We start from the raw sequence: 20952 nt of genomic DNA on the forward strand, positions 1-20952 counted from the left end.
CGCTAACGTGACCTACAAAAGAGTCACTCAAAATTCAAAGCTTCTATGCTGTCGGGTACTTGCTGAACGCCCCAACCCTTTGGATAGTCAGGTTGTCAGGGTTCGCGATAGCGTTCCCTGACAACCTAGCTTCGATATGTCACGTAGCCGCTCGGCAACTGCTCCTGCGTTGCCCTACCTCCTGCATCCATGCAGTCGTATCGCACCAACGTGACCTACGAAATCCGGTTTACTCAAAATTCAAAGCTTTTATGCTGTCGGGTGCTTGCTGAACGCCCCAACCCTTTGGATAGCGACCCTTGGCTTGGTGGGCCAAAAACGACGACCAAGGGTAAGCCGCCGGATCGGATACTAGCCGGTGTTTGACCGGATTGTAATGGATGTAGTCCATATGCCGGTGCAGGTCGTCGGTATCGCGGATCAGATGATCCCAAAATCGCCGTTGCCAAAGCGTGACGGGTTGGTTGGCGTTATGTTCCCGCTTCCAGCGATGGGTGAAACGCAGCTTTACCGATTGCACGATGCCGGAAAAGTCGTTATCCGGCTCCGGTAAGATAAGCCAATGGAAATGGTCGTCGAGAACGGCATAGGCTAACATGCGGAATGTTATATTTGCTTTGACTTCGCGCATCACGCTTAACAACAACTCCTTTTCGGATGCGCCGGCGAGTATCGGTTTGCGCCGATAACAAACCGCCGTAATGAAAATCGGCTGGTTGTTTGCGGGGTATCTGCGGATGTTGGTCATTGATGTTGGCAGTTTCTTCTCAGGAGTTGCTTGGACATTTGCCAATGCGTAGGTCAGGGTGCACGCTAGCGTTCCCTGACAATTTGGCTGCTCCTGCGTTACCGTGCCTCCTGGATTCATAGAGTTCGCTAAGTCAGGGAACGCTGTCGCGTACCCTGACCTACACGTCTGACCTACATGTCTACACTTCACCGCATTAAATAATTAAATACCACCGGTTTCAAGCCTGCAACAATCCGCTTTTTAACGTATATTTTCCGAATATTTGCAAACCCGATGATCACTATCGATGGAAAACGACTACGCGATTTTTACCCAGAAACAGATTGTCAATTACCTAACGGAAATCCAGCAGCGTAATTGCATTTTATCCGCTCGCTATGGGGCCGATAATCAAGCGTTTCTAACCGCGATTGTGCAAATTGACCCAAAGCGCAATGTCTTGGCGATAGACGTGGCGCCTAAACAAGAATTGACTGATCGCTTGTTATTGAGCGAGCGTGTGCATTTCTCCACCCAGGTGGACGGGATCGAGGCGGCATTCCATGGGTTGAACATCAAATTGGCGCAAGGCGAGCATGGCGCGGTGTTGACCATGCCTTTGCCGGATAGGCTGTATTGGCGGCAGCGGCGTAATTATTATCGGGTGAAAGTACCGCAATCGCATGCAGGCACGTATTGCCAATTCGGTTTTAACGTGACCGATGCGAATGGCGAGCAAAAATCCCTCGTTAAAGTATTCAAGCTCATGGATATTGGCTTATGCGGGCTGGCTTTATTCAATCCGGATCATGATTTACAGCAGGAATTGGTCACTATTGAAGCCAGCAGTTGCATGTTATTCCTGCACGACCATGAACATCACCACGCCGACGTCGGGTTGCTCGCCAAATACAGTATCGATGTCAAAACCAGCACGATAACCACGGCGCATCGGATAGGTTTTCAATTTACCGCCATTTCGCCGGCTTTTGAGAGCAGCGTGCAGATCTACATGCAATCTATAGAACGGATGCTGAAAAACATCGATAGTCATTAGATCAGCGTTAACACGCCCTGTTTCTGTTAATCTCCAACGACAGCTAGGCTCAAAGCAAAACCCTAATCAAAAGGCAAGTTCACCGATAGCCATCGACGCCAGAGAGAACAATGCCTTCTGTACCACAAGGGCTTGGCTTTGCAATTACACCCGTTTAGACAAAAGGCAAGATATCGTGTCAGTCATCAGACTATTGCTACCCGCGCAAGGGTTTGCAGAAATTAGCCTTAAGCCGGAAGAGCTGGAGAAACAAGGTATTGTTGTCATAACAACCGAGCCAAATCCTACGGAACCGATGAATTTCGCGGCTATGGACATAGTCCTGATCGATGGTGATGCGGCCTTGCAAGACAATCTGGCCCTGATCGATCAGATAAAAGCCATTGCACCCTCCAGTAAATTTATGGTCTTGCTTCGCCATTCCAGCGCCCATGCCGTAACCTATATGCAGGCCGGTGTGACGGGATTGTTGGCAGCGCTTCCCGACGCGGTGAAGTTGGCCGAGATCATCCGCAAGATTGTGCAAGGTCACTATTACCTGGATCAAGACATTGCTCAGCTCTTGGCCATGCGGCAAATCAAAAAGCAACTGGACCCGTTTATTTCGCTGAGCTCGCGTGAGTTCGATGTGTTCTGTCTGTTAGCCGAAGGCTGCTCGTTACAAACCATCGCCACACAATTGGCTATCAGCAGTAAAACCGTGTCCAATTGCCAAACCCAGATCAAACTTAAACTGGCTCTTGAGAACCGGGAAGATATAAAAAAGTTTGCGAATTGCCATGGCTTGATTATCGATAACAGCGTATGATTCCCGTTATTCGGGAATTTTTCCTTTTTTTGCGAGGTAGCTTATGAAAAAGTCATTATTAACATTATCTGTATTAGCCGGTTTTAGCATGTTGTCCGCTAGTGCCGTGGCAGCCGATCAAGGCCTGGAAAACTGCATCCAAGCCGTAAAAAAAGAAAAAACTGGCGAACTGGTCAAACTGGAAAAGCTCAACGTAGCCGGCAAAGGGGCTTATGAACTGGAATTGCGCGACAGCAATCGCCAGGAATGGGAATTCATGTGCGACGCCGACAGCGGCAAGCTGACTGAAAAAGAATCTGAAGTGGCCGATCCGAATAGCCAGGCATTCAAAAAGAATGTCAAAGTCACTGAAGAAGATGCTGCGGCGATTGCGCTAAAAGCCTTCCCCGGCACGATTCAGGAAGTCGAATACGAAGTCGAGGAAAACGGCGGCTCGTCTTATGAATTCGACATCGTCAACGACAAAGGTCTGGAAACCAAAATTGAAGTGGACGCCGCCAGCGGAAAAATCATCGAAACCGCAACCGAGGAATGGGAAATCGGCGAAGAGGCTGACGAAAAACGTTAATTCCATCCCCTGATAAAAGCCTTGGCAAAGGGACTCTCGCAAAGAGAGTCCCTGCGGCAACCAGCAGACCCGCCAAATTAGGTGTTGATATCAAAGCCTATCGCCTGCCGATGCTTCTCCCAGGTGTTATCCAGCAATAGAAAATAACCGAATAACTGGTATTGGTATTCCGCCGGATCGGTAGCCGAGTGAAACGGCACCAGCAAAGCGGTGGAATATATCAGCTGGCCCAGGAACAAGCCCTCGGCAATCTCCACCAACTCATCCAGACACGTACCGATTGGCGCCGGACCGCCGATTAGCGGGTAGCGGTAATGGAACTGGAACACTTTCTTAGGCTTATCCGGCCCGTTGTTCATCGGCAGGATCGACTCCCGATCATCTACACCCAAAAAGCTATAGCCCTGCCTGACGAACGGCGACGGTCCGGCATCGGTGAGCTGTTGTATGGATGGCAGCGGCGGATGGTAATTCATATCCAATACCCTGAACAACGCATCGGTGGGTAGGATGCGCGAATCCTGGATGTTATTGCCAAATACCCAATGTTCGGCAGCTTCCCGTTCCCAGAAGGACTTGTCGTCTTTTGACATGCCCTGGTCCCAACTGCCGCTGCTCAAATGCTCGGCGTAAACGCCAGGCTGTTGCCAATAATGCTCTCTATTTTTCTCCACCAATGCGTAATGCGGAAAGCTGGCCGGATGGGCTTTTAGCTCGGCCACCCGCTCCGGATAGCGTTGCGCCAGATCGTCGCTCTCGTCCAGCAGCATGCTCAATTTACGGCCACTGATGCGTTCGAAAGACTTGCCGGCCCACGGAAATATAAAGCGGCCGATATTGGCCCACACCGCGTTCAGCAAATTAGGCGCGCGCGGATCGTTTTGCAGCCTATCGGCCAGCGCGGCCGGAATCATGCTGTGTTCCTGTAAAGAGCGAGCGATGTTGGCGATAAAGCTGTCACCAAAACCCCAATGCAAATTCAGCGTAGCGCCGTGGTAATAATCAAAGCCGCTGCAAGGATCGCTTTGCCCGTACCAAGCGCGCGCTTCGGGTGCTTCGAAACGGGTGTTGTAGCCCAGGCCCTGGCCTTGAAACACGCCATCGGCAATACGTGGCGCAACGCCGCAACGAAACAGACGATTCAACACCTCAAAATGCCGCAGATGATCATCCAAACCACTGGCTGCGGAAATTTTGCCTTGCTGGCGTTGCAACATTTGCAAAATGGATTCACCTGGCTGTAGCAACTCACGCACATCGCCATCGTTAGTTTTTGGCGACGCTTCCAGACAAAATGTGGTGAATTTACGCTGCAACTCGGGATCGTCGCGCCAGCCGCTCGTCCATTCCACGCCGTCCGCTACGGCGCCCGGTTTGGACGGCACCGGTTTGTCGTAGCCCAGCTCCTTCCAGCCCCGTTCGCCGGGCCGGGGCCGTAGGTTCGGAAAGGCTGCGTCGGCAAACGCCTCGCGAGCGCGAGCGGTATCTATCATCAAAAAGAAGCCGTTATTTTGATAGCCGTAATCGACTGAGTTATCGCCGGTATACGCTTCGCCCAATTCCCATTCCGGCGGATGATCGCCAAACAAAGGTAACTGCAAAGTGCCGAGACTGTAATGATGGGTGGCCATGACCAATTGACCCAGATAGACGCCGTCCTCAATTTGTACCAACTCGTCGATTAGCCGTGTCATCGGGAACGCCGGATGCAAGTCGTGCCAACGATAATTAAGCTGATACACGGCTTTGCCGTTCATCTCTCCAACCACTGACTTGCCCGGCAAGGAGAGGAAAATTCCGCCGGTTTTCACATACGGAATGGCTTTTTCCTTGGTCAGATTTTGCGCAAGCAATTGGCTATCGAAGCCCTGCGCTTTGGTATCCAACGGCCGGTCCCGCAGATTCCAGAACTGGGTTAGAACCGGCATGCCCAAGCTTTGAATGAAATTGGGATCGTCCGGTTCGCGGAAAAAATTCCGGCCGATACGAGTCGTTTCCGGATCGTAATTAAAGATCGCGACCGGATCGTGGCCACATTTCGTGGCGAACACCTCTTTAGTCACCGGCTCAAACGTCTTACCCATCCATAAACCGGTACTGGCGTAAGTAACATTCCACAGCGTTGCCATCCATTCCAGATGTGCCAGCATCGAGCGGTTTTCGCCGTGTTTCTTCGCGGTCTCCTTAAAATAATCGCTATCGCGAATAGACATCGAGACCCCTATCATCGGCCCGTCCAGCGGCGTGCTGGCGCCGCACTTGAATAATGTCAGCAGTTTTTCGTGGACAGCGTCCCATTCCTCGCGGCGCAGATTGTCTCCCAGAATTTTGCGAAAGCGGCCCAGCATAGGCAGCGCGCCGTCTTGAAGATCGTTGGCAAGAATAGCTTCGAGCGCATTGGCCAACGCTTGTGTTTCAGGCTCCGAAGCGGTTGGGAAATTGGCGACATTGAGATAGTTGTTCATGGTCCTTCCCCTGTAATTGTTATATTTTCTGGCTTAGGCCGGACGTATGGTCCCGGCTCAAAAGCCTTGTTGTTTTAGGTCTTTGACTATGTCGAGGTACACCGCCGGAATATTGAAATGCGTCAGCAGCACACCGCGATAGTCCACCAAGTCGCCATGCGACAAGCCGTGGTCGGGATCGCCCTCGCCTATCAGCCCGCGAAATCTGCCCCATTGGCAGGATAGCGTGGAGACCATGCCGTCGTTGTCGCCTTCTGTGCGCTTCAGCAACACATGGGTGGCAGCAAACACCGGGTCGTCGATAGCCCGACGCATCAGGGTGCCGTAGCTTTGGTAGTAAACGCCCGGCATATCGGGTACCTGTTGATTAAATTCTGCCAGGTACTTATGCGTGAGCTGTCGAATGGCCATACCCGCTTGCGGGCTTTTATCGCCGGTGATTCTGGCCAGGATGTCCATCGCCCCAAATCCCAAGCGCTGCGCCAGGCGTTTGAAGAAATTTATGCTTAGCAGGTTTTGGGTATCGGGAATGTCGCCTGCCACCAGATCCGCCACGGCCGAGCCATGATGCGGCGTGCACACCGTGGTCAGACTGGCGACTTTTTCGGCCATATCCAGCTTGGAAATCAGATAGCGTGCTTCCAGGCCGCCCTTGGAATGAGCGATGATATTGACCTTTACCGATCCGGTTTCGCTAAGCACCCGTTCAACATTGGGCTTCAGCGCGAGCGCGCTGTTTTCATGACTATTCCAGGCATCCAAACCGCCCTGAATTACCTGAGCACCGGCGGCTTCCAAAACTTTAGGAATCCGCCCCCAGGAGTTCAGCATCAACATATCGTCGCGGTAGCCGATGCCGTGTAACAAGACGATGGGGTATAGGGTACGGCAAGATAGATCGGCTTCGGTATTGGCGTTCATGAGTTGTCTCCTGCTTATCGGCTTAGCCCGCGCAAATGCCGTACTTGGGCAAAATATCGTGCAGCACCGTCAAGCGATGCAATTGCAGGGCGTCGTGGAATAACTTCCAGTCACTGCTTAAAAATCCGGGCTTATAGGGGTGAACACGTAAATCCCAACTGCTGCCCAAGGCTTTTTCCTTCCAGGACCCCACACCTTCCGCGACGTAACTAATCTCGGCGCCGCCAAAACTAAATCTTTCGCCGTTAAAGCCGCTTTTGACGATATCCAGCCATCTGTCATGACGCGCTTTATCTTCTTTAATTTTTAATTCCAGAAAGATTTTATTCAGTAAGGCCTTATCCGCAGCCGGCAACCCGCTTGGGGGTTTATTCAGGTACTGCTGCATGGCTTTACACATCGCATCCGCAGCCTTGCAAAAATCCGTGGGGTTATCGCGCTCAACCCAGACACCGCCACCGTTCTTATACTGCCAATGCAAAAACGGTAGATCGGGAAACATCTTGGCACGACCATGACCCAAGGGCGGAATGACATCGTCCAGCCAATCTTCCAACATATGCTGGAGTTGCTTGGCATACATACCGGAGCTTTTGATTTCTCTGGCATGTTCCACTTCATTGATATCGTGAATCACTCCGGCAAAACCTTGGTGCGACCAGGTATCGGCGTAAACATGCAAGGCTATCCCCAACCGATGCAGACTGTATGGTTTACCTTTATCGTTGACAGCCGCCTGCACCATCTCCTTGGCCGGCGGACTATCCGGCAAGCAGACGATTTTCTGGATAAAGCTACCGTCCGGATCTTCGCCCGGCCCCTTACCGCCGTTACCCGGAAGAAAATGGAACGGCAACCAGATCAGGTGGTTGTAATCGTTGTTCAAATTGCCGACATCGGTGCTTTTATGGGAGGAATGTATCCGCGCATAAAAAGCATCGTTGTCGAAATGCACGACGCCTTCGCTGACGGCATCGTCAACGTATTGCGCCGAATAGGCAATGATGTCGGCTTGAGCATGATCGAACCCGGCCGTGCGGGCGGAGACATAGGTGACGGCGTGATGAAAATCGGTTTGCATGATGACTCTCCTTGAAATCAACTGGCCTGCAAGCAATCGATGCAGTGTTCTATCTCGGCATCGCTCATGAAGGCGCCGTGCCGATATTCGACATCCATGTCAAAGCGCTGCAGCTTGTCCAGCCACAATGGGTTATAAGGCAAGACGCTGACCTGCTTGATCCGGTGCTCCCGCAAAAATCGGGCGATGCCGCGCAGATTTTCATCGGTGGCGGTAATCTCGGGGATCAATGGAATGCGTATCTTGACCGGAATCTCGGCGCTCTCGGTCAGGCGCAACAAATTGTCCAGAATGTGCCGATTGGAATGACCGGTGTGCCGAATGCTGGCGGCTTCGTCTATCAGTTTTAGATCGAAATAGATCAAATCCAGCCAAGGCAGCAACAGGCGGGCAAAGCGCCCAAAATTGAACATGCCGTTGGTTTCGATGGCGGTACGAATGCCGACTGCTTTGAGTTTTTTGAAAAATTCGTGCAGAAAATTCATCTGCGTGGTGCATTCGCCACCGGACGCCGTAACGCCGCCGCCGGTAGCGTCGAAAAAGGGCTTGTCTATTGCCACCCGATAAAACAGCTCATCCACATTCAGCCATTGCCCGACTTGCTCCAAGGCGTGCCGAGAGCACACCGTCGCGCAGCGTCCGCATTTATCGCAACGTTCCCGATCAAGCCGCAGCAGCTGGTCTTGCAGGGTTAAGGCTTTGGTTTTACAGGCCTTGATACAAGGCCTATCGCAGTCGTCCGGATGACAGAGCTCGGGGCGAAAAGACAGGGATGGCCCCGGAGCTATGCCCTCGGGATTTTGACACCAACTGCAATTAAGCGGACAGCCTTTGAAAAACACCGTCGTGCGGATGCCCGGCCCGTCCTCGCTGGTATTGCGTTTGATATCGAAGATGTAGGCTTTGCTGTCCATCTCCCTGCTCCATATTCAGGCCGCTTTGGGAAGGTCCAGGGACAACTGGATATCCGTGGCGATGGCGCCCAGTTTGAACAGATGACCGACGTGGCCGGTCAGTTGCACCAGATTCTCCAGCAACAAACCGACAATATCGACACCGGAACGGCCCAACAGGCCGATGATGGATTGCACGTCTTTAAAGCGCACCACCAGATCGACCCGGTTGGGATCATTCTCAATTTGATCAGCCTGGCTTTCGCTAAGCACTTGGGTATTGACCAGCGCCAGCGAGTTCAGCGCCTGGCCGAAGGGGGTCTTGATATACAGTGCTTCGGGATTCGGGCAGAACCTCAGCAACACGTTCATGTCGTCGCCGCGCCGGCTGGTGCGGATCAAAAATTTACCTTGGTAATAACGGCGGCCGCCCGGCGCGGCGGGATCGAGAATCACGAAATTTTCCTCGAAAAAGGCATTGGCCTTAGCGGCTTGCGCGGCGTCCAGATGGCAATCGCGCAATAAATAGCCAAATCCCAAACGCAAAGCAACAGCCATGCCGCCTGCCAGTAAGCGACCCTGGGCCTTATCCAGCACGGCCGGCAGATCGCCGGCCTGGGTCGCGGCCTTGGCACCCAACTTCAAGGTTTTTTGTAAATTCGGGAATAAACAGGGAAATCCGGCATGCATGACAGTTCTCCAATTACAGTGCGTTGAGCGAATGTTGCTCGGCGCCGGTGTCCAAGCCAAAATTGGCTCTTTGAATGATCTCTTTACGCATTTGCGGACTGAGCGTAACGAAATACGCCGAGTAGCCCGCCACGCGTATCATCAGATCCTTGAACGGTTCCAGGGCTTTATGCTCGGCCTCGCCGGCACCGGATTGCCCGGCGGCTGTGGCGGCGCGATCAGCGGCGACCAGATCGTTGATCGACGACACGCACATTTGCACCAACACACCGTTTTGATCGGCAAAGGCCTTCATATAGCGTGAGAACAACTCGGTATCTTCTTCGATATGGCCGCGATCGCGGGTGGTCAGGCTGAGGTTGTAGGTATAGCCGTTCTGCACGGTGTTGGCATTCACCGACGTGACCGACAGCATATGATCCAACAGATTAACCGGCTCGCCGTTGGCTTTCACCACACCCGGACACGGCGTGATGCCGCTGGCGAAAGACTCGCCGCTACGCCGGCCATTGGGTGTGGCCTTGGTCAACATGCCGAAACCGGCATGATTGGTCATGCTCCAGTAACCGGGCAGATAGCGCCCGCCGCGATGCGTGCGATATTGGGCAAACACTTCCTGCAACATTTCGGTCAGTAGGTGTGTGTATTTCACGGCCGTGGCGTTGTTGTAAATGCCCCCGGGAGTTTGGTCGACACCAGCGCCGTATTTGGGGGCCAAACGCACCATTTCCTTGATTTGTTTTAACCGCTCCTTACTCAGATTGGGCAGGCTGAGCGGCGCATCTTCGGGATGCAACCAGTTTCGCACCCGCGCCAGAAATGCCTGCCAGGCGCTTTTTGGCTGTAAGCTGATTTCATCGAAATCGGCCTGCATCGCCGCCAGCAATTCGCCGGCCGAGATTTTGCCGCCAAACACCAAGCTATCCAGCACGCAAAACGAGTCGATCACATCGGCCAAACCGATCACGGCAATCCCCGCTGAGTTGTATTTAGCGCCGCCGGCCGACACGTCGCGAAAACTGGCGCCGCCGCTGTCCGGCGTATTGGTGGGTCCGGTGAACAACCCGGACAAGAACGGCGACTGCCGGGATTGTTCGTAGAAACGGCCGAAGTAATTGTTGCATTGCACTACATGCCGGGCCATTTCGTTCAGTTGAAATTTAAAGGCCTCGATAAAGGCTTGCATGCTATCGATTTGGAGCAACGGCTGGGTGGTATAACGCGCGTCGCCGTAAAACAGGTTAGGCGAGTTCGGCGCCACGCCATCACTGCGGTGTTTGCCGCCATACAAAGCCAGCTCCAATACCGCCGGCAAGACCATCAGGGTTGAACCGGTATTGCCGTAATGTTTATGCGCGGCATTTTCTTCGATGCAACCGATCGAGGTGTAGTCGTAGGCATCCGCCAAGGCTTCTTCTGGACTGATACCGGCATGTGCCGCATAGTAACTAGCCATGGCCGGCACCACTGCCGCATCGCCATGTAAAGCAGGTGTGGCTCGGGTCAGGATATTGACCTGGCAAATCCGTTTCAGATACGGGTCCATTACCTCGACCGGCAGCGGCTTGCCTTGCGCGTCGCGGTGATGCACATCACGGTGATAGCGGGCATGCACGTTCGGGTCACGAATCGACAAGATCTCGGTGGCTTTCAGAATGATATAGGTCATGTCATTGACTGCATCGACAACCTGGCCATTTTCGTAGCGGGTACCGCCGACCGTTAGAGCCTGATTGGAGCCGCTGCCGGCGAACAGCGTTTCCGAACCGGAGGTGGACAGCGGCACGTGATCGGAACAATGCAGAAAGAAATGGCTGACCAGTTCTACCGCCCGACGAGTGTAATTGTCCTGCTCCGCAGCACTATCCAGTTTTTGCCAATCAGCCAGGTAGAACGGGTTGAGTATTTGATCCAAACGGCCGATGGAAAAACCGAAATTAGTATTTTCCTGTAGCAACAGGTGATAGCAGATCCAGACTACCGCGAGCGCTTCGTGCAAGGTTTCGGCGGGCTGTGCCGGAATTTTCCGGCAAATAGCAGCCAGCGCCAGATTGCCGGCTTTATCAGCGGCCTCGGCCAGATGCTGTGCGTAAATTTTGGCGCCTTCGTAAACCGCGATGACGCCTTGCAGAAACTCTACTTGCTGCGGCGTGGCCGCTACGCCATCGGTGATGTCCTTTCTGGCCCGTTCGATTAGACCATCGAAGCCATATTTCAATACGCGTTCGAAATCCGGCACCGTATGCGATACGCAAGTAGCCTTGTCGGATAGGAAGAAAGCCACCCGCTCCATCAATTCCTGAGCTTTCGGTGTTTGTCCGGCTTTTTTACGTAACGGTGGATCGATGGATGGCTGATAGTTACCGCCTACCCTGTCGCGGTTTTCATAGTCGGCGCTATCGTAATCGCTGTAACGGGCCAGTTCCTGCACCGGTTTTTGTTCCAGCCAAAATGGAAAAATCTCCCGATTCAGACGGTCCGCCACTTCCGGGCGAATCTTGAACGGATTTTGGGCGCGGGTAGTGACGGTTTTTAATTCCGGCCAGATGCAATAACCGATAGTATCGGCATAGACCACCGGACCGACGAAGCTGGTGGTAGTTTGGCCAGGCAGCAAATCGTCCGCTTTAACGAGCGCGGTTTTGTTGGCAAATATATGATGCAGCGCTTTGGCGCGCCGGGTGTAAGGCGGCAAGGCCTGATTCTCGGGCTTGCGCAAGAACTCCGTCAGCAAGCGCGGCAATTCGTCGCAAATCTCCGGTATACCTTCCGGCGCAAACAGCTTCTCTCGCCAGGCGCTGACAACCGGGAACTGTTCCAGCGTGATGTTACGGAGCGCCAAGTCCTTCAGAGTTTTAATTTTCTGGAAATCTTGATTGGCGATGGGAAATAAATCGATTTTGCCGGAACCGGAGTCCGGCACTGTGGAACTTTTGCCGAGTTCTACCGAAATACCGCCGTCGGCTGATGGATATGGAACAGACATGTTCAATCTCCTTTACAACAGAACGATCCCTCGAAAGCGTATGCCGACAGCTTGCGGCGTCATCGCCAGCTCCCTGCTCCGGCCATTTTTGTGATGCACATCTAAATTATAGACCAATCCATGCAAAACGTAAGGAAATAATCTAGCGCTAATTACCGGCATACCAGCGGCGAATTTGGAGTTTTAATGCTGCTGATTGTTAGCCGCAGTCTAACGGACTAACTTTAACAACCTGATCAGTTTAACGCCGGGTATAACGATGTTTTACCCCGGCGGGGAAATATTGCGCATCCGCAAAACTATGTAAGCTGATTTGCGGCAGTTGTTTTTCAGCTGGCGTGTAATTGGCAAATTCGCTGTTCAAGCGCAGTAGTTGCGCACGGATGGAGGCGGCTATCTTTGGCGCCAGCGCCGGTTCGGGCACCACGCCCGGCAATAATTCCACGGCGATATGCAGATATTTATCGCCCTCCGCGTTTTCCTGAGTTTGCAGGACAAATTTACCGGTCACCCAAGCCATGATTTCCGGCTGCTCCAATCCCACCGTGACGTTTTCCGGATAGATATTGGCGCCGTAATACGACACGGTAAAATCCGCCCTGCCGAATACATACACAAACGGCAAATTACGAGCTTGAAAACTGCTATCCAAACCTAAATCCTCGACCGACTGCACACCGTGCTGCCGCAAAAACTCCCAGAGCTGCGCGTAGCTCAATACCCCGCCCTTATCGGCGATGTGGTAGCGCAACAAGGGTACGCTGTTCTCGCCGGTGACCACCAAAGTCCCCTCGTGGACTTCGAAGAAACGGCTGTGCGGATCGTATTGCACTAGTGTCGGCAGCCGGGATTCGCCGAACAAAGCTCGAGCTACTTCCGGCCGTTGCGACAACCAACGGCGAATGGCGATGCTGAGCGGCGTTTCGTTACCCAATACGCCGCCGTCTGCGGTACCGTACAAAGATGCCGAATCGAAACAAACCGATTCCGAACCGATACGCTCGGACAGCAAGCTGCGCCATTCCTCGCTAAACACCTCACCGGCAAACACCAATTTGGGTTTAAATTGTGCCCAATCTATGCCCTCGGCGGCACCGGCATCGATCACGTCTTTCACAAACGGCGGATACCCCAACAGCACGGTTTGCTCAAAATGTGGCGCCAATTCGCGCACCACCCGAAAAATCTCGACTTTGTTATTACCCGGCGTCGCCACCAGCAACGGATAGCCCTTATGCGCCAGATGCCAACAACAAGACGTGGTAAACAAACCGCCCACCCAATTACCTAACGCAAAACACACCACCGCCAGCGTACTGCGTTTATCGGCCTGAAAACTATCCTTGAACACTTGTTCGAACCGCACCGCCACATCCAGTTCATACTCGGCCGAACGCGGCCAAAACGTCGGCACACCGGTGGAACCGGACGATACCGCTACCCGATCCGCGCCGCTCAGACTCCCGCCGAAACAACGTTCCGGCAAGGGATAGGCTTGCATGTAGTTCGCCTTGTTGATTAAGGGCAGATTTTGGAATTCCGGGTAAGCCTTAATCTGCGCGGGATCGATTTGATTGGCTTGCAAAAACTGGCGATAAGCGGGAACCTCTGCCGCACAACGTTGAAATAAATCCAGCATTTTTTGCTGCGGATTAAGCGCTTGATGTTCGGCAAGTAAGGCATCCAATGGCGTGGACAGAAAATGCTGAAATGCTGCCGCGGAAGACGTCGTCGGTAAATAGCTCATTGGAAACCACCTGAAAAATACTAAAGGTATATTCTTGCCCAGAATATTTGGTAAAAATAAATTTTCTAAAGCGCCCCACCCGCACAAATGCAAGCTCTGACATTAGACAAATTATTATCCTATCGCAACGATATTTCGATACCGGACTTAGCTGCCGGCGAGGCGTTGATTGAGTTACGCCTGGCCGGTATCTGCGCCACCGACCTGGAACTGGTGCAGGGCTATGCCGGCTTTTCCGGCATCCTCGGCCACGAATTTGTCGGTACGGTAGTTGCGGTTGCCGATGACAAACATCTAGACTGGCTAAACCGGCGCGTGGTGGGTTCCATCAACATCGGCTGCAACGCCTGCGAGGTGTGCCGAAGCGACGGCCCCGAGCATTGCCTGAACCGCAAAGTGCTGGGGATCCGCGGCAAAGACGGGGTATTTGCCGATTATTTCAGCCTGCCGGTTACCAACTTATACGCCGTTCCCAGCGCCGTACCGGACCAAGCCGCGGTGTTTACTGAACCCTTGGCCGCGGCATTACGCGTCGTCAAGCAAATTGCCAGCCTGCCCATCTCCGAGGTCGCCGTCGTCGGCCCCGGCCGCTTGGGTATGTTGATCGCCAAGGTACTGAGTCTGGCCGGCTACCGGGTCACGCTGTTGGGCAGATCAACAAGCTCCTTGGCTTTACCCAAACAATGGCAACTGGCTACCGGCTTAACTACCGAGATTCCGGACAATTGTTTCGACTGCGTCGTCGATGCCAGCGGTCAGGCCGCCGGCTTTGCCGAGGCCTTGCGTATCGTCAAACCGCGCGGCACCTTGGTGTTAAAAAGCACCTTCGCGGCCAATGCGGCGCTGGATTTAAGCAAAGTGGTGGTTTACGAAATCAACATTATCGGTTCCCGGTGCGGTCCGTTTGCAGACGCATTAGCGCTGCTGGCGCAGAACAAACTGCCCGTGGAAACCATGATAGACGGCCAATACCCACTTAGTGACGGGCTTGCCGCATTCGCGCACGCCGCGCAAGCCGGCGTCAGAAAAATTCTGTTACAGCCCGCAAAACTGCCTGCCGATTGCCCGGTTGAGACCGGATGAATTACCTCACAGGTCGATGTTTGCTGATTTTTCCAGCAAGCTCGGCTTGCCGCTTCTCCCTCGATATTTCTAGTGGGTCATTATTTGGTCGGCGGCAAGGCCAATGCTGGCGTGATCGCATCGTTTGCCTTATCCTGGCTGTCGACCTTACCCTGCGCGGCTGTCAATTCCGCTGCCATTTCACACTACCTTAGCGCCTATCTTCAATAATAAAAAATACGAGGCTTTTCATGACTACCAGTATCGAAATCAGCGAATCGGTTCGCCATTACTATGGTCAGGTACTGCAATCCAGCGATGACCTGAAAACCAGCGCCTGTTGCAGCATCGACGCCATGCCAAGCTATTTAAAAGCGCTACTGGCGGGATTACATCCGGAAGTGCTGGAACGTTTCTACGGCTGCGGTTCACCGTTGCCGCCGGCCCTGGAAGGTAAGACCGTGTTGGATTTGGGCTGCGGCACCGGCCGCGACTGTTATCTGCTATCAAAACTGGTTGGACCGACAGGCCGGGTGATCGGCGTGGATATGACGCCCGAACAATTGGAAGTCGCCGTCCGTCACCGCGACTGGCATGCCGAACGCTTTGGGTTTGCCAACGTTGAGTTTTTACATGGTCACATCGAAAACCTGCACACCGTGAGTATCACCGATAACAGCATCGACGTCGTGGTGTCCAACTGCGTGATCAATCTATCGCCGGAAAAACCCCGTGTGCTGGCGGAAATATTCCGGGTGTTGAAACCGGGCGGCGAACTGTATTTCTCCGACGTATTCGCCGACCGCCGCATACCCACCGAACTGCGCCAAGACCCGGTTTTATTGGGCGAATGCCTGGGTGGTGCTTTGTATTGGGAAGACTTCCGGCGCATTTTGCAAAACTTGGGCTGCCCGGATGTCCGCAAGGTCAAGCAAAATGCTATCAGCATCGACGACGCCGAGGTGTTCGCCAAAATCGGCATGGTCAAGTTCGATTCGGTGACGGTGCGGGCCTTTAAAATGCCATTGGAAGATCGTTGCGAAGACTTCGGCCAAGTCGCCGTTTATTTGGGCACTATCGACCAACATCCCCACAGTTTCGATCTGGACGATCATCATCATTTCGAGACCGGCCGGCCGTTAAGAGTCTGCGGCAACACCGCCGACATGCTGGCGGGCAGCCGCTACGGCGATCACTTCCAGGTGTTGGGCGACAAATCCCGGCATTTCGGTTTATTCGATTGCTCACCCGGACCCGGCAGCGAATCGGCCAAGGCTGATAGTGCGTGTTGTTAAGCATCGAGATGAACTTATCCGATCAATTGAACGAAGGCCTGCTGGCCGAAGATTGGCGGCGTAACAGCCGTGAGGTCGTCTTCTCCGATTTCGATCAAATCGACAGCGACACTGATGAAGCCCATGAAGACACGTTTTCATGAGCAGCGGCCCAACTACTTGAAAGGATTTGGACGACAAATTATGACAGCTTCCTCTCCTGTTTATGTTAGCGCCCGAAGGGCATTCGTAAAAAATCGCCTGTTGCTTTGCCTGGCGATTTTGCTGCCACAGCATGCGGCGGTTGCCGATAACAAATTGCCTATCGGCGAATTCAGCCGCAATAGTCTGGAGGGTTGGGAGCATAAAAGTTTCAAAGGCAACACCCAATATCGGTTGCAAGCTATGGATGGCATGACGGTGTTGACTGCCGATAGTCGTGCCGCCGGTTCCGGCTTGTTCAAGGAACAGCGTATCGACCTTACCCAGACGCCATTCCTGAACTGGTCGTGGCGCATCGGCAATCGTTTGCCTGGCTTGAACGAACAAAGCAAGGCTGGCGACGACTATGCGGCGCGTGTGTATGTAGTGGTCAAAGGCGGGCTGGCGTTTTGGCAAACCAAGGCCATCAATTATGTCTGGGCCGGCAACACTAAACAGGACAGCGTCTGGCCCAATGCCTTTGCCGGGGAGCATGCGATGATGATGGCCTTGCGCGGGCCGGAAGCATCGTTGAAGGTTTGGCAAACCGAAAAACGTAATATCCGGGCCGATTTCAAGAAACTATTCGGTGAAGACATCACCGCTATCGATGCCGTCGCCATCATGACCGATACCGACAACAGCAACGGCTCGGTGTCTGCTGTTTACGGCGACATCTGGTTTTCCAAGGATTAAGCATGCACGACACCAAACCTCTGCTGATTAATAGTGACTTTCCGGCCCTATTCCGTAAGCCGCTGGAAGTGTTGCAAGTCAATCTCGGCTATTTGTGCAATCTGAGTTGCGTGCATTGCCATGTCAACGCCGGCCCCAAACGCACCGAGATGATGAGTCGGGAAACCGTTGATCAGGTGCTGGCTTTGGCCGACGCAGCCAACATTCACACGCTGGACTTAACCGGCGGTGCGCCGGAAATGCACGCCGATTTTCGGTATCTGGTGCGAGCCGCGCGTGATCGGGGTATCGAGGTGATCGACCGTTGTAATCTGACCATCCTGGAAGAACCGGCATACGCCGATCTCGCCGAGTTTCTGGCCGCGCAGCAGGTCAACATTGTCGCGTCTCTGCCATGTTATCTGGAAGAAAATGTCGACAAACAACGCGGCAAAGGCGTGTTCAAAGACAGCCTCGCCGCCTTGCAGCACCTGAATCGCTTGGGTTATGGTCAGCCGGACAGCGGATTGGAGTTGAATTTAGTGTTCAACCCGCAAGACGCCGTGTTGCCGCCCGACCAGCAGCAACTGGAACAAGCATATAAACAGCACTTGCAGCAACATTACGGCATCGTCTTCAACCGCCTGTTTGCCATCGCCAATATGCCGATTCAGCGCTTCGGCAGCACCTTGATCAGCCATGGCCGCTTCGATTCTTATCTCGCGTTATTAAAAGACAGTTTTCGCGCCGACAATCTTGAAAATCTGATGTGCCTGAATACCCTCAGCATCGACTGGCAAGGTTATGTCTACGATTGCGATTTCAATCAGATGCTGGATTTGCCGTTGGGTGCCGTAGCCAAACCCAAACTACATATCAGCGAGTTATCGCTTACACAACTGCAAGACGCACCGATCACCACCGCCGCCCATTGCTACGGTTGCACAGCCGGCCAAGGCAGTAGTTGCGGCGGGGCCTTGGCCTGACTGTGCCCTTATCCGGGCTTAAACAAGTAATGCTAAAGTGCTTGCTTGGATGGTTTTGTGCAATGAATGAAGCGTGCGAGATTTTGCAAAATATAACCTTAATGATATATTTTGAAGAAAGAGAGCGATTTAGAGTGTTTGTCGCCAACACTTGATTGCATGGATTTATACCCCTTTGTTTTGGCTATGTTCGCATTAGTAGTTGAAAGCGCATCGAAGACGTCATCCCGGCATGGATTGCCGGGATCCAGATCACAAGGACGTGAGACGCCTTAGCCATCCATGGTTTCTGGGCCCCGGCAATCCCTGCCGGGGCGACACCAACTAATAACGCAAACATTGCCTTTATTTTTGCCATTAAGACTTTGAGACTTCAGTAATCGTTAGCATATGAATGAGAACCCTCAAACGATCACAAACACAATCCTTCATGCTATCGACATACAAACAGCGCTCTCCAAATCTTTTTTTTGTTAGAGGTTATCCTGGATGTGTAAATGGATTGACTTCAACGCCGCCGCTGGCAATGGTTTTGGAAAATTACTTCGTCATCATCGCACCGCCATCCGACTCGGCATCTACCGCCGCTCCGGCAAGGTTGCCTTGGTAGTAGGCACTCTGTTGAATTTGATCAATCATCCGCAGGCCGTGTTCGGCCTGCTGTGTTTGGATTACCCGGCGATGCAGAGTCTCGATGTGGTCAAGGCGCTATTAACCTATAGCGTGCCTTTTCTGGTAGCTAGTTACGGCGCTTTAACCGCGATTGCTCATCAGCGGATAGACCCGTAAAGCCAGCCATTCACTTGACCTAAGCCTCTGCAACCCATTCCCTTAACGCCATACAGGAACGCGACATGTCCATACCCACCGAATCCATAGGCAGTATTCCCCGTCCGCCGCAATTGCTGGAAGCACTCCGGGAGTTTCGCGCGGGTCGACTATCGCAACAACGACTCGATGCCTGTTACGACGAAGCGGTACGCGACACCCTGCAACGTTTTGCGGACACCGGCTCGCCGGTGATCTCCGATGGCGAACAGACCAAGTCCAGTTTCGCCACCTACCCCTTACAAGGTTTGCACAACATCGCCGAGGACGGCATCGTGATTCCATTTGCCGACGGCCATACCCGGCAATTGCCCCGATTAACCGCGGGACCGTTTCGCTACGGCGTCTATGCCGGCGCATTTGTGCAGGCCGCCAAACGCTACACCACGCGCCCGCTCAAGCAGGCGGTGATTTCGGCTTCCGCCTTGAGCCTGCTTTATCCGCCAGAAGCAATAGACGGCTACTCGCGGGAAGCGTTCATCGACGACTTGGTCCAAGAAACGGTGGCGGATATTCGCGGCTGTTTGGAACAAGGCGCACACCATGTGCAAATTGATTTCACCGAAGGGCGCTTGTCGGTCAAACTCGATCCATCCAAGCAATTGCTACGGCAGTTTATCGACCTGAACAACCGGGTATTGGCGCACTTTACCCCGGCACAACGCCAACGCATCGGCGTACATACCTGTCCCGGCGGCGACCATGATTCCACCCACAGCGCCGATGTCGATTACGCCGAGCTGCTGCCGAGCTTGTTCCAGCTCCAAGCCGGTAATTTCTACATGCAGATGGCCAGCGAAAAAGTTCCGGAACATGTGTTAGCCATCATCAAGGACAATCTTCGTCCCAACCAACGCGTGTTTATCGGCGTGATCGACGTGCTGAATCCCGACGTCGAAGAGCCGGAATTAGTGCGGGATCGTGTATTGCGCGCAGCCGAATACATCCCGCTGCATCAGCTCGGCACCACCGACGACTGCGGTTTTTCGCCTTTCGAAGACGATACATCGACCGGGCGGGACACCGCATTCGCCAAAATCAAGGCCCGCGTCATCGGTACGGAACTGGCCGCCAAAGTGTTGAATGGTTGACGCCCAAATACCGTTCGTCCTCAATTGGGCTTCGACGAACTCAGCCCGAACGGCAACATCAGTGATAAATTGGGCCGGGTTAATAACAGTTGCAGATTCCCAGGCAATGACCAATAATTTGTTGAAATATTCAACAATATTAGGAGGAAGTCATGGCTACCGTGAATTTCAGCGTTCCCGACGACGTCAAGGAAGCGTTTAACATCGCCTACCAAGGACAAAACAAAAGTGCCGTGATTGCGGACTTGATGCGCGAAGCCATCGAGCGCGCCGAACGCAAGCAACGCAGTCATGATGCGATCTCGAGAATAATGGAACGGCGCAAACATGCGCTGTCGCTCACCGATGAGGAAATTCGTTCGGCACGGGAAGACGGTCGTCCATGATAGGGGTGGTCGATGCCAGCGTTGCGCTCAAATGGTTCTTTCAAGACCGCGATAACGAAGCCGATTGCGATCTGGCCTTAAACATTCTTTATGCAGTAGACGAAGGCCGGATAAACCTCATGCAACCGCCACATTTCATCGCCGAAGTCGCGGCGGTACTCGCCCGAGAAAAGCCGGGCGAAGCGGAAGACGATCTGTTCGATCTATTAAACATCGAAAGCCGCGTTGCCAATGAACCGGAAATTTACACCACAGCGATCGATCTTGCTAAGCGTTACCGGCACCACCTTTTTGATACGCTCTATCACGCCGTTGCATTAAATACCCCCGGCGCGACACTTATCACCGCCGACACAGCCTATTACCAAAAAGCTAAAGAAAGCGGTCGGATTTTGCTGCTAAAGGATTACACAGCGTGAAATATGTAGAAGAGGGGAATACCTGCATTCGTTGATTTTTCGTCAGGCTGCGAATGGTCAAGTTCGGCCGATTCTGTTGAAAAA

20 protein-coding genes are annotated in these 20952 nt (G+C 53.2%); 12 read left to right on the plus strand and 8 right to left on the minus strand.

All coding sequences use genetic code 11. The annotated features are described in order from the left end of the window. Positions 1–229 precede the first annotated feature (229 nt). On the minus strand, positions 230–748 hold the full coding sequence (locus A1332_RS05015) for an REP-associated tyrosine transposase (RefSeq protein WP_064007455.1): 519 nt from the start codon (positions 746–748) through the stop codon (positions 230–232). Between the two features lie 289 nt (positions 749–1037). Between A1332_RS05015 and A1332_RS05020 the strand changes: the two genes are divergently transcribed. From A1332_RS05020 to A1332_RS05030, 3 genes are all read left to right on the plus strand, one after another. Then, positions 1038–1787, plus strand: coding sequence for a flagellar brake protein (locus A1332_RS05020; protein WP_064007456.1), 750 nt, complete (start codon positions 1038–1040; stop codon positions 1785–1787). A 175-nt stretch (positions 1788–1962) separates the two neighbouring features. After that, complete coding sequence (locus tag A1332_RS05025; protein ID WP_064007457.1) at positions 1963–2595, plus strand: response regulator transcription factor; 633 nt, start codon at positions 1963–1965, stop codon at positions 2593–2595. A 43-nt stretch (positions 2596–2638) separates the two neighbouring features. Continuing rightward, the gene (locus A1332_RS05030; protein WP_064007458.1) at positions 2639–3163 is read left to right on the plus strand and encodes a PepSY domain-containing protein; all 525 of its coding nucleotides are present in this window, start codon (positions 2639–2641) and stop codon (positions 3161–3163) included. A gap of 77 nt (positions 3164–3240) precedes the next feature. Here A1332_RS05030 and A1332_RS05035 read toward each other — a convergent pair whose 3' ends face one another. The 7 genes from A1332_RS05035 to A1332_RS05065 form a co-directional block, all read right to left on the minus strand. Then, positions 3241–5628, minus strand: coding sequence for a hypothetical protein (locus tag A1332_RS05035; protein ID WP_064007459.1), 2388 nt, complete (start codon positions 5626–5628; stop codon positions 3241–3243). A 57-nt stretch (positions 5629–5685) separates the two neighbouring features. Continuing rightward, on the minus strand, positions 5686–6549 hold the full coding sequence (locus A1332_RS05040) for an esterase/lipase family protein (RefSeq protein WP_064007460.1): 864 nt from the start codon (positions 6547–6549) through the stop codon (positions 5686–5688). Positions 6550–6571: 22 nt separating this feature from the next. Further along, a complete protein-coding gene (locus tag A1332_RS05045; protein WP_064007461.1) occupies positions 6572–7630 on the minus strand; it encodes a DUF6765 family protein in 1059 nt (352 codons plus the stop codon). A 17-nt stretch (positions 7631–7647) separates the two neighbouring features. Next, complete coding sequence (locus A1332_RS05050; RefSeq protein ID WP_064007462.1) at positions 7648–8544, minus strand: glycyl-radical enzyme activating protein; 897 nt, start codon at positions 8542–8544, stop codon at positions 7648–7650. Positions 8545–8559: 15 nt separating this feature from the next. Further along, a complete protein-coding gene (locus A1332_RS05055; protein WP_064007463.1) occupies positions 8560–9213 on the minus strand; it encodes a hypothetical protein in 654 nt (217 codons plus the stop codon). A 13-nt stretch (positions 9214–9226) separates the two neighbouring features. Then, the gene (locus A1332_RS05060; protein WP_064007464.1) at positions 9227–12199 is read right to left on the minus strand and encodes a pyruvate formate lyase family protein; all 2973 of its coding nucleotides are present in this window, start codon (positions 12197–12199) and stop codon (positions 9227–9229) included. A gap of 241 nt (positions 12200–12440) precedes the next feature. After that, a complete protein-coding gene (locus A1332_RS05065; protein ID WP_064007465.1) occupies positions 12441–13946 on the minus strand; it encodes a phenylacetate--CoA ligase family protein in 1506 nt (501 codons plus the stop codon). A gap of 87 nt (positions 13947–14033) precedes the next feature. Between A1332_RS05065 and A1332_RS05070 the strand changes: the two genes are divergently transcribed. The 9 genes from A1332_RS05070 (at position 14034) to A1332_RS05105 (ending at position 20868) form a co-directional block, all read left to right on the plus strand. Continuing rightward, positions 14034–15029, plus strand: a complete 996-nt coding sequence (locus tag A1332_RS05070; protein WP_064007466.1) for an alcohol dehydrogenase catalytic domain-containing protein — start codon at positions 14034–14036, stop codon at positions 15027–15029. Between the two features lie 230 nt (positions 15030–15259). Then, a complete protein-coding gene (locus A1332_RS05075) occupies positions 15260–16303 on the plus strand; it encodes a methyltransferase domain-containing protein (protein ID WP_064007467.1) in 1044 nt (347 codons plus the stop codon). A gap of 8 nt (positions 16304–16311) precedes the next feature. After that, the gene (locus tag A1332_RS26275) at positions 16312–16446 is read left to right on the plus strand and encodes a hypothetical protein (RefSeq protein WP_269454639.1); all 135 of its coding nucleotides are present in this window, start codon (positions 16312–16314) and stop codon (positions 16444–16446) included. Positions 16447–16486: 40 nt separating this feature from the next. After that, positions 16487–17179 carry a DUF3047 domain-containing protein gene (locus tag A1332_RS05080; RefSeq protein ID WP_064007468.1) on the plus strand — a complete coding sequence of 231 codons (693 nt, stop codon included), beginning with the start codon at positions 16487–16489 and terminating at the stop codon, positions 17177–17179. A gap of 2 nt (positions 17180–17181) precedes the next feature. Then, a complete protein-coding gene (gene arsS / locus A1332_RS05085; protein WP_064007469.1) occupies positions 17182–18144 on the plus strand; it encodes an arsenosugar biosynthesis radical SAM (seleno)protein ArsS in 963 nt (320 codons plus the stop codon). A 489-nt stretch (positions 18145–18633) separates the two neighbouring features. After that, positions 18634–18933, plus strand: coding sequence for a nitrate/nitrite transporter NrtS (gene nrtS / locus A1332_RS05090; RefSeq protein ID WP_064007470.1), 300 nt, complete (start codon positions 18634–18636; stop codon positions 18931–18933). Between the two features lie 65 nt (positions 18934–18998). Then, positions 18999–20063, plus strand: a complete 1065-nt coding sequence (locus tag A1332_RS05095) for a cobalamin-independent methionine synthase II family protein (protein WP_064007471.1) — start codon at positions 18999–19001, stop codon at positions 20061–20063. Between the two features lie 152 nt (positions 20064–20215). After that, complete coding sequence (locus A1332_RS05100) at positions 20216–20449, plus strand: hypothetical protein (RefSeq protein ID WP_064007472.1); 234 nt, start codon at positions 20216–20218, stop codon at positions 20447–20449. After that, positions 20446–20868, plus strand: a complete 423-nt coding sequence (locus tag A1332_RS05105; protein WP_064007473.1) for a type II toxin-antitoxin system VapC family toxin — start codon at positions 20446–20448, stop codon at positions 20866–20868. Before A1332_RS05100 ends, A1332_RS05105 begins: the two co-directional genes overlap by 4 nt. Positions 20869–20952 lie beyond the last annotated feature (84 nt).

Source organism: Methylomonas methanica (genome assembly GCF_001644035.1).
Classification (GTDB): Bacteria; Pseudomonadota; Gammaproteobacteria; order Methylococcales; family Methylomonadaceae; genus Methylomonas; species Methylomonas methanica_A.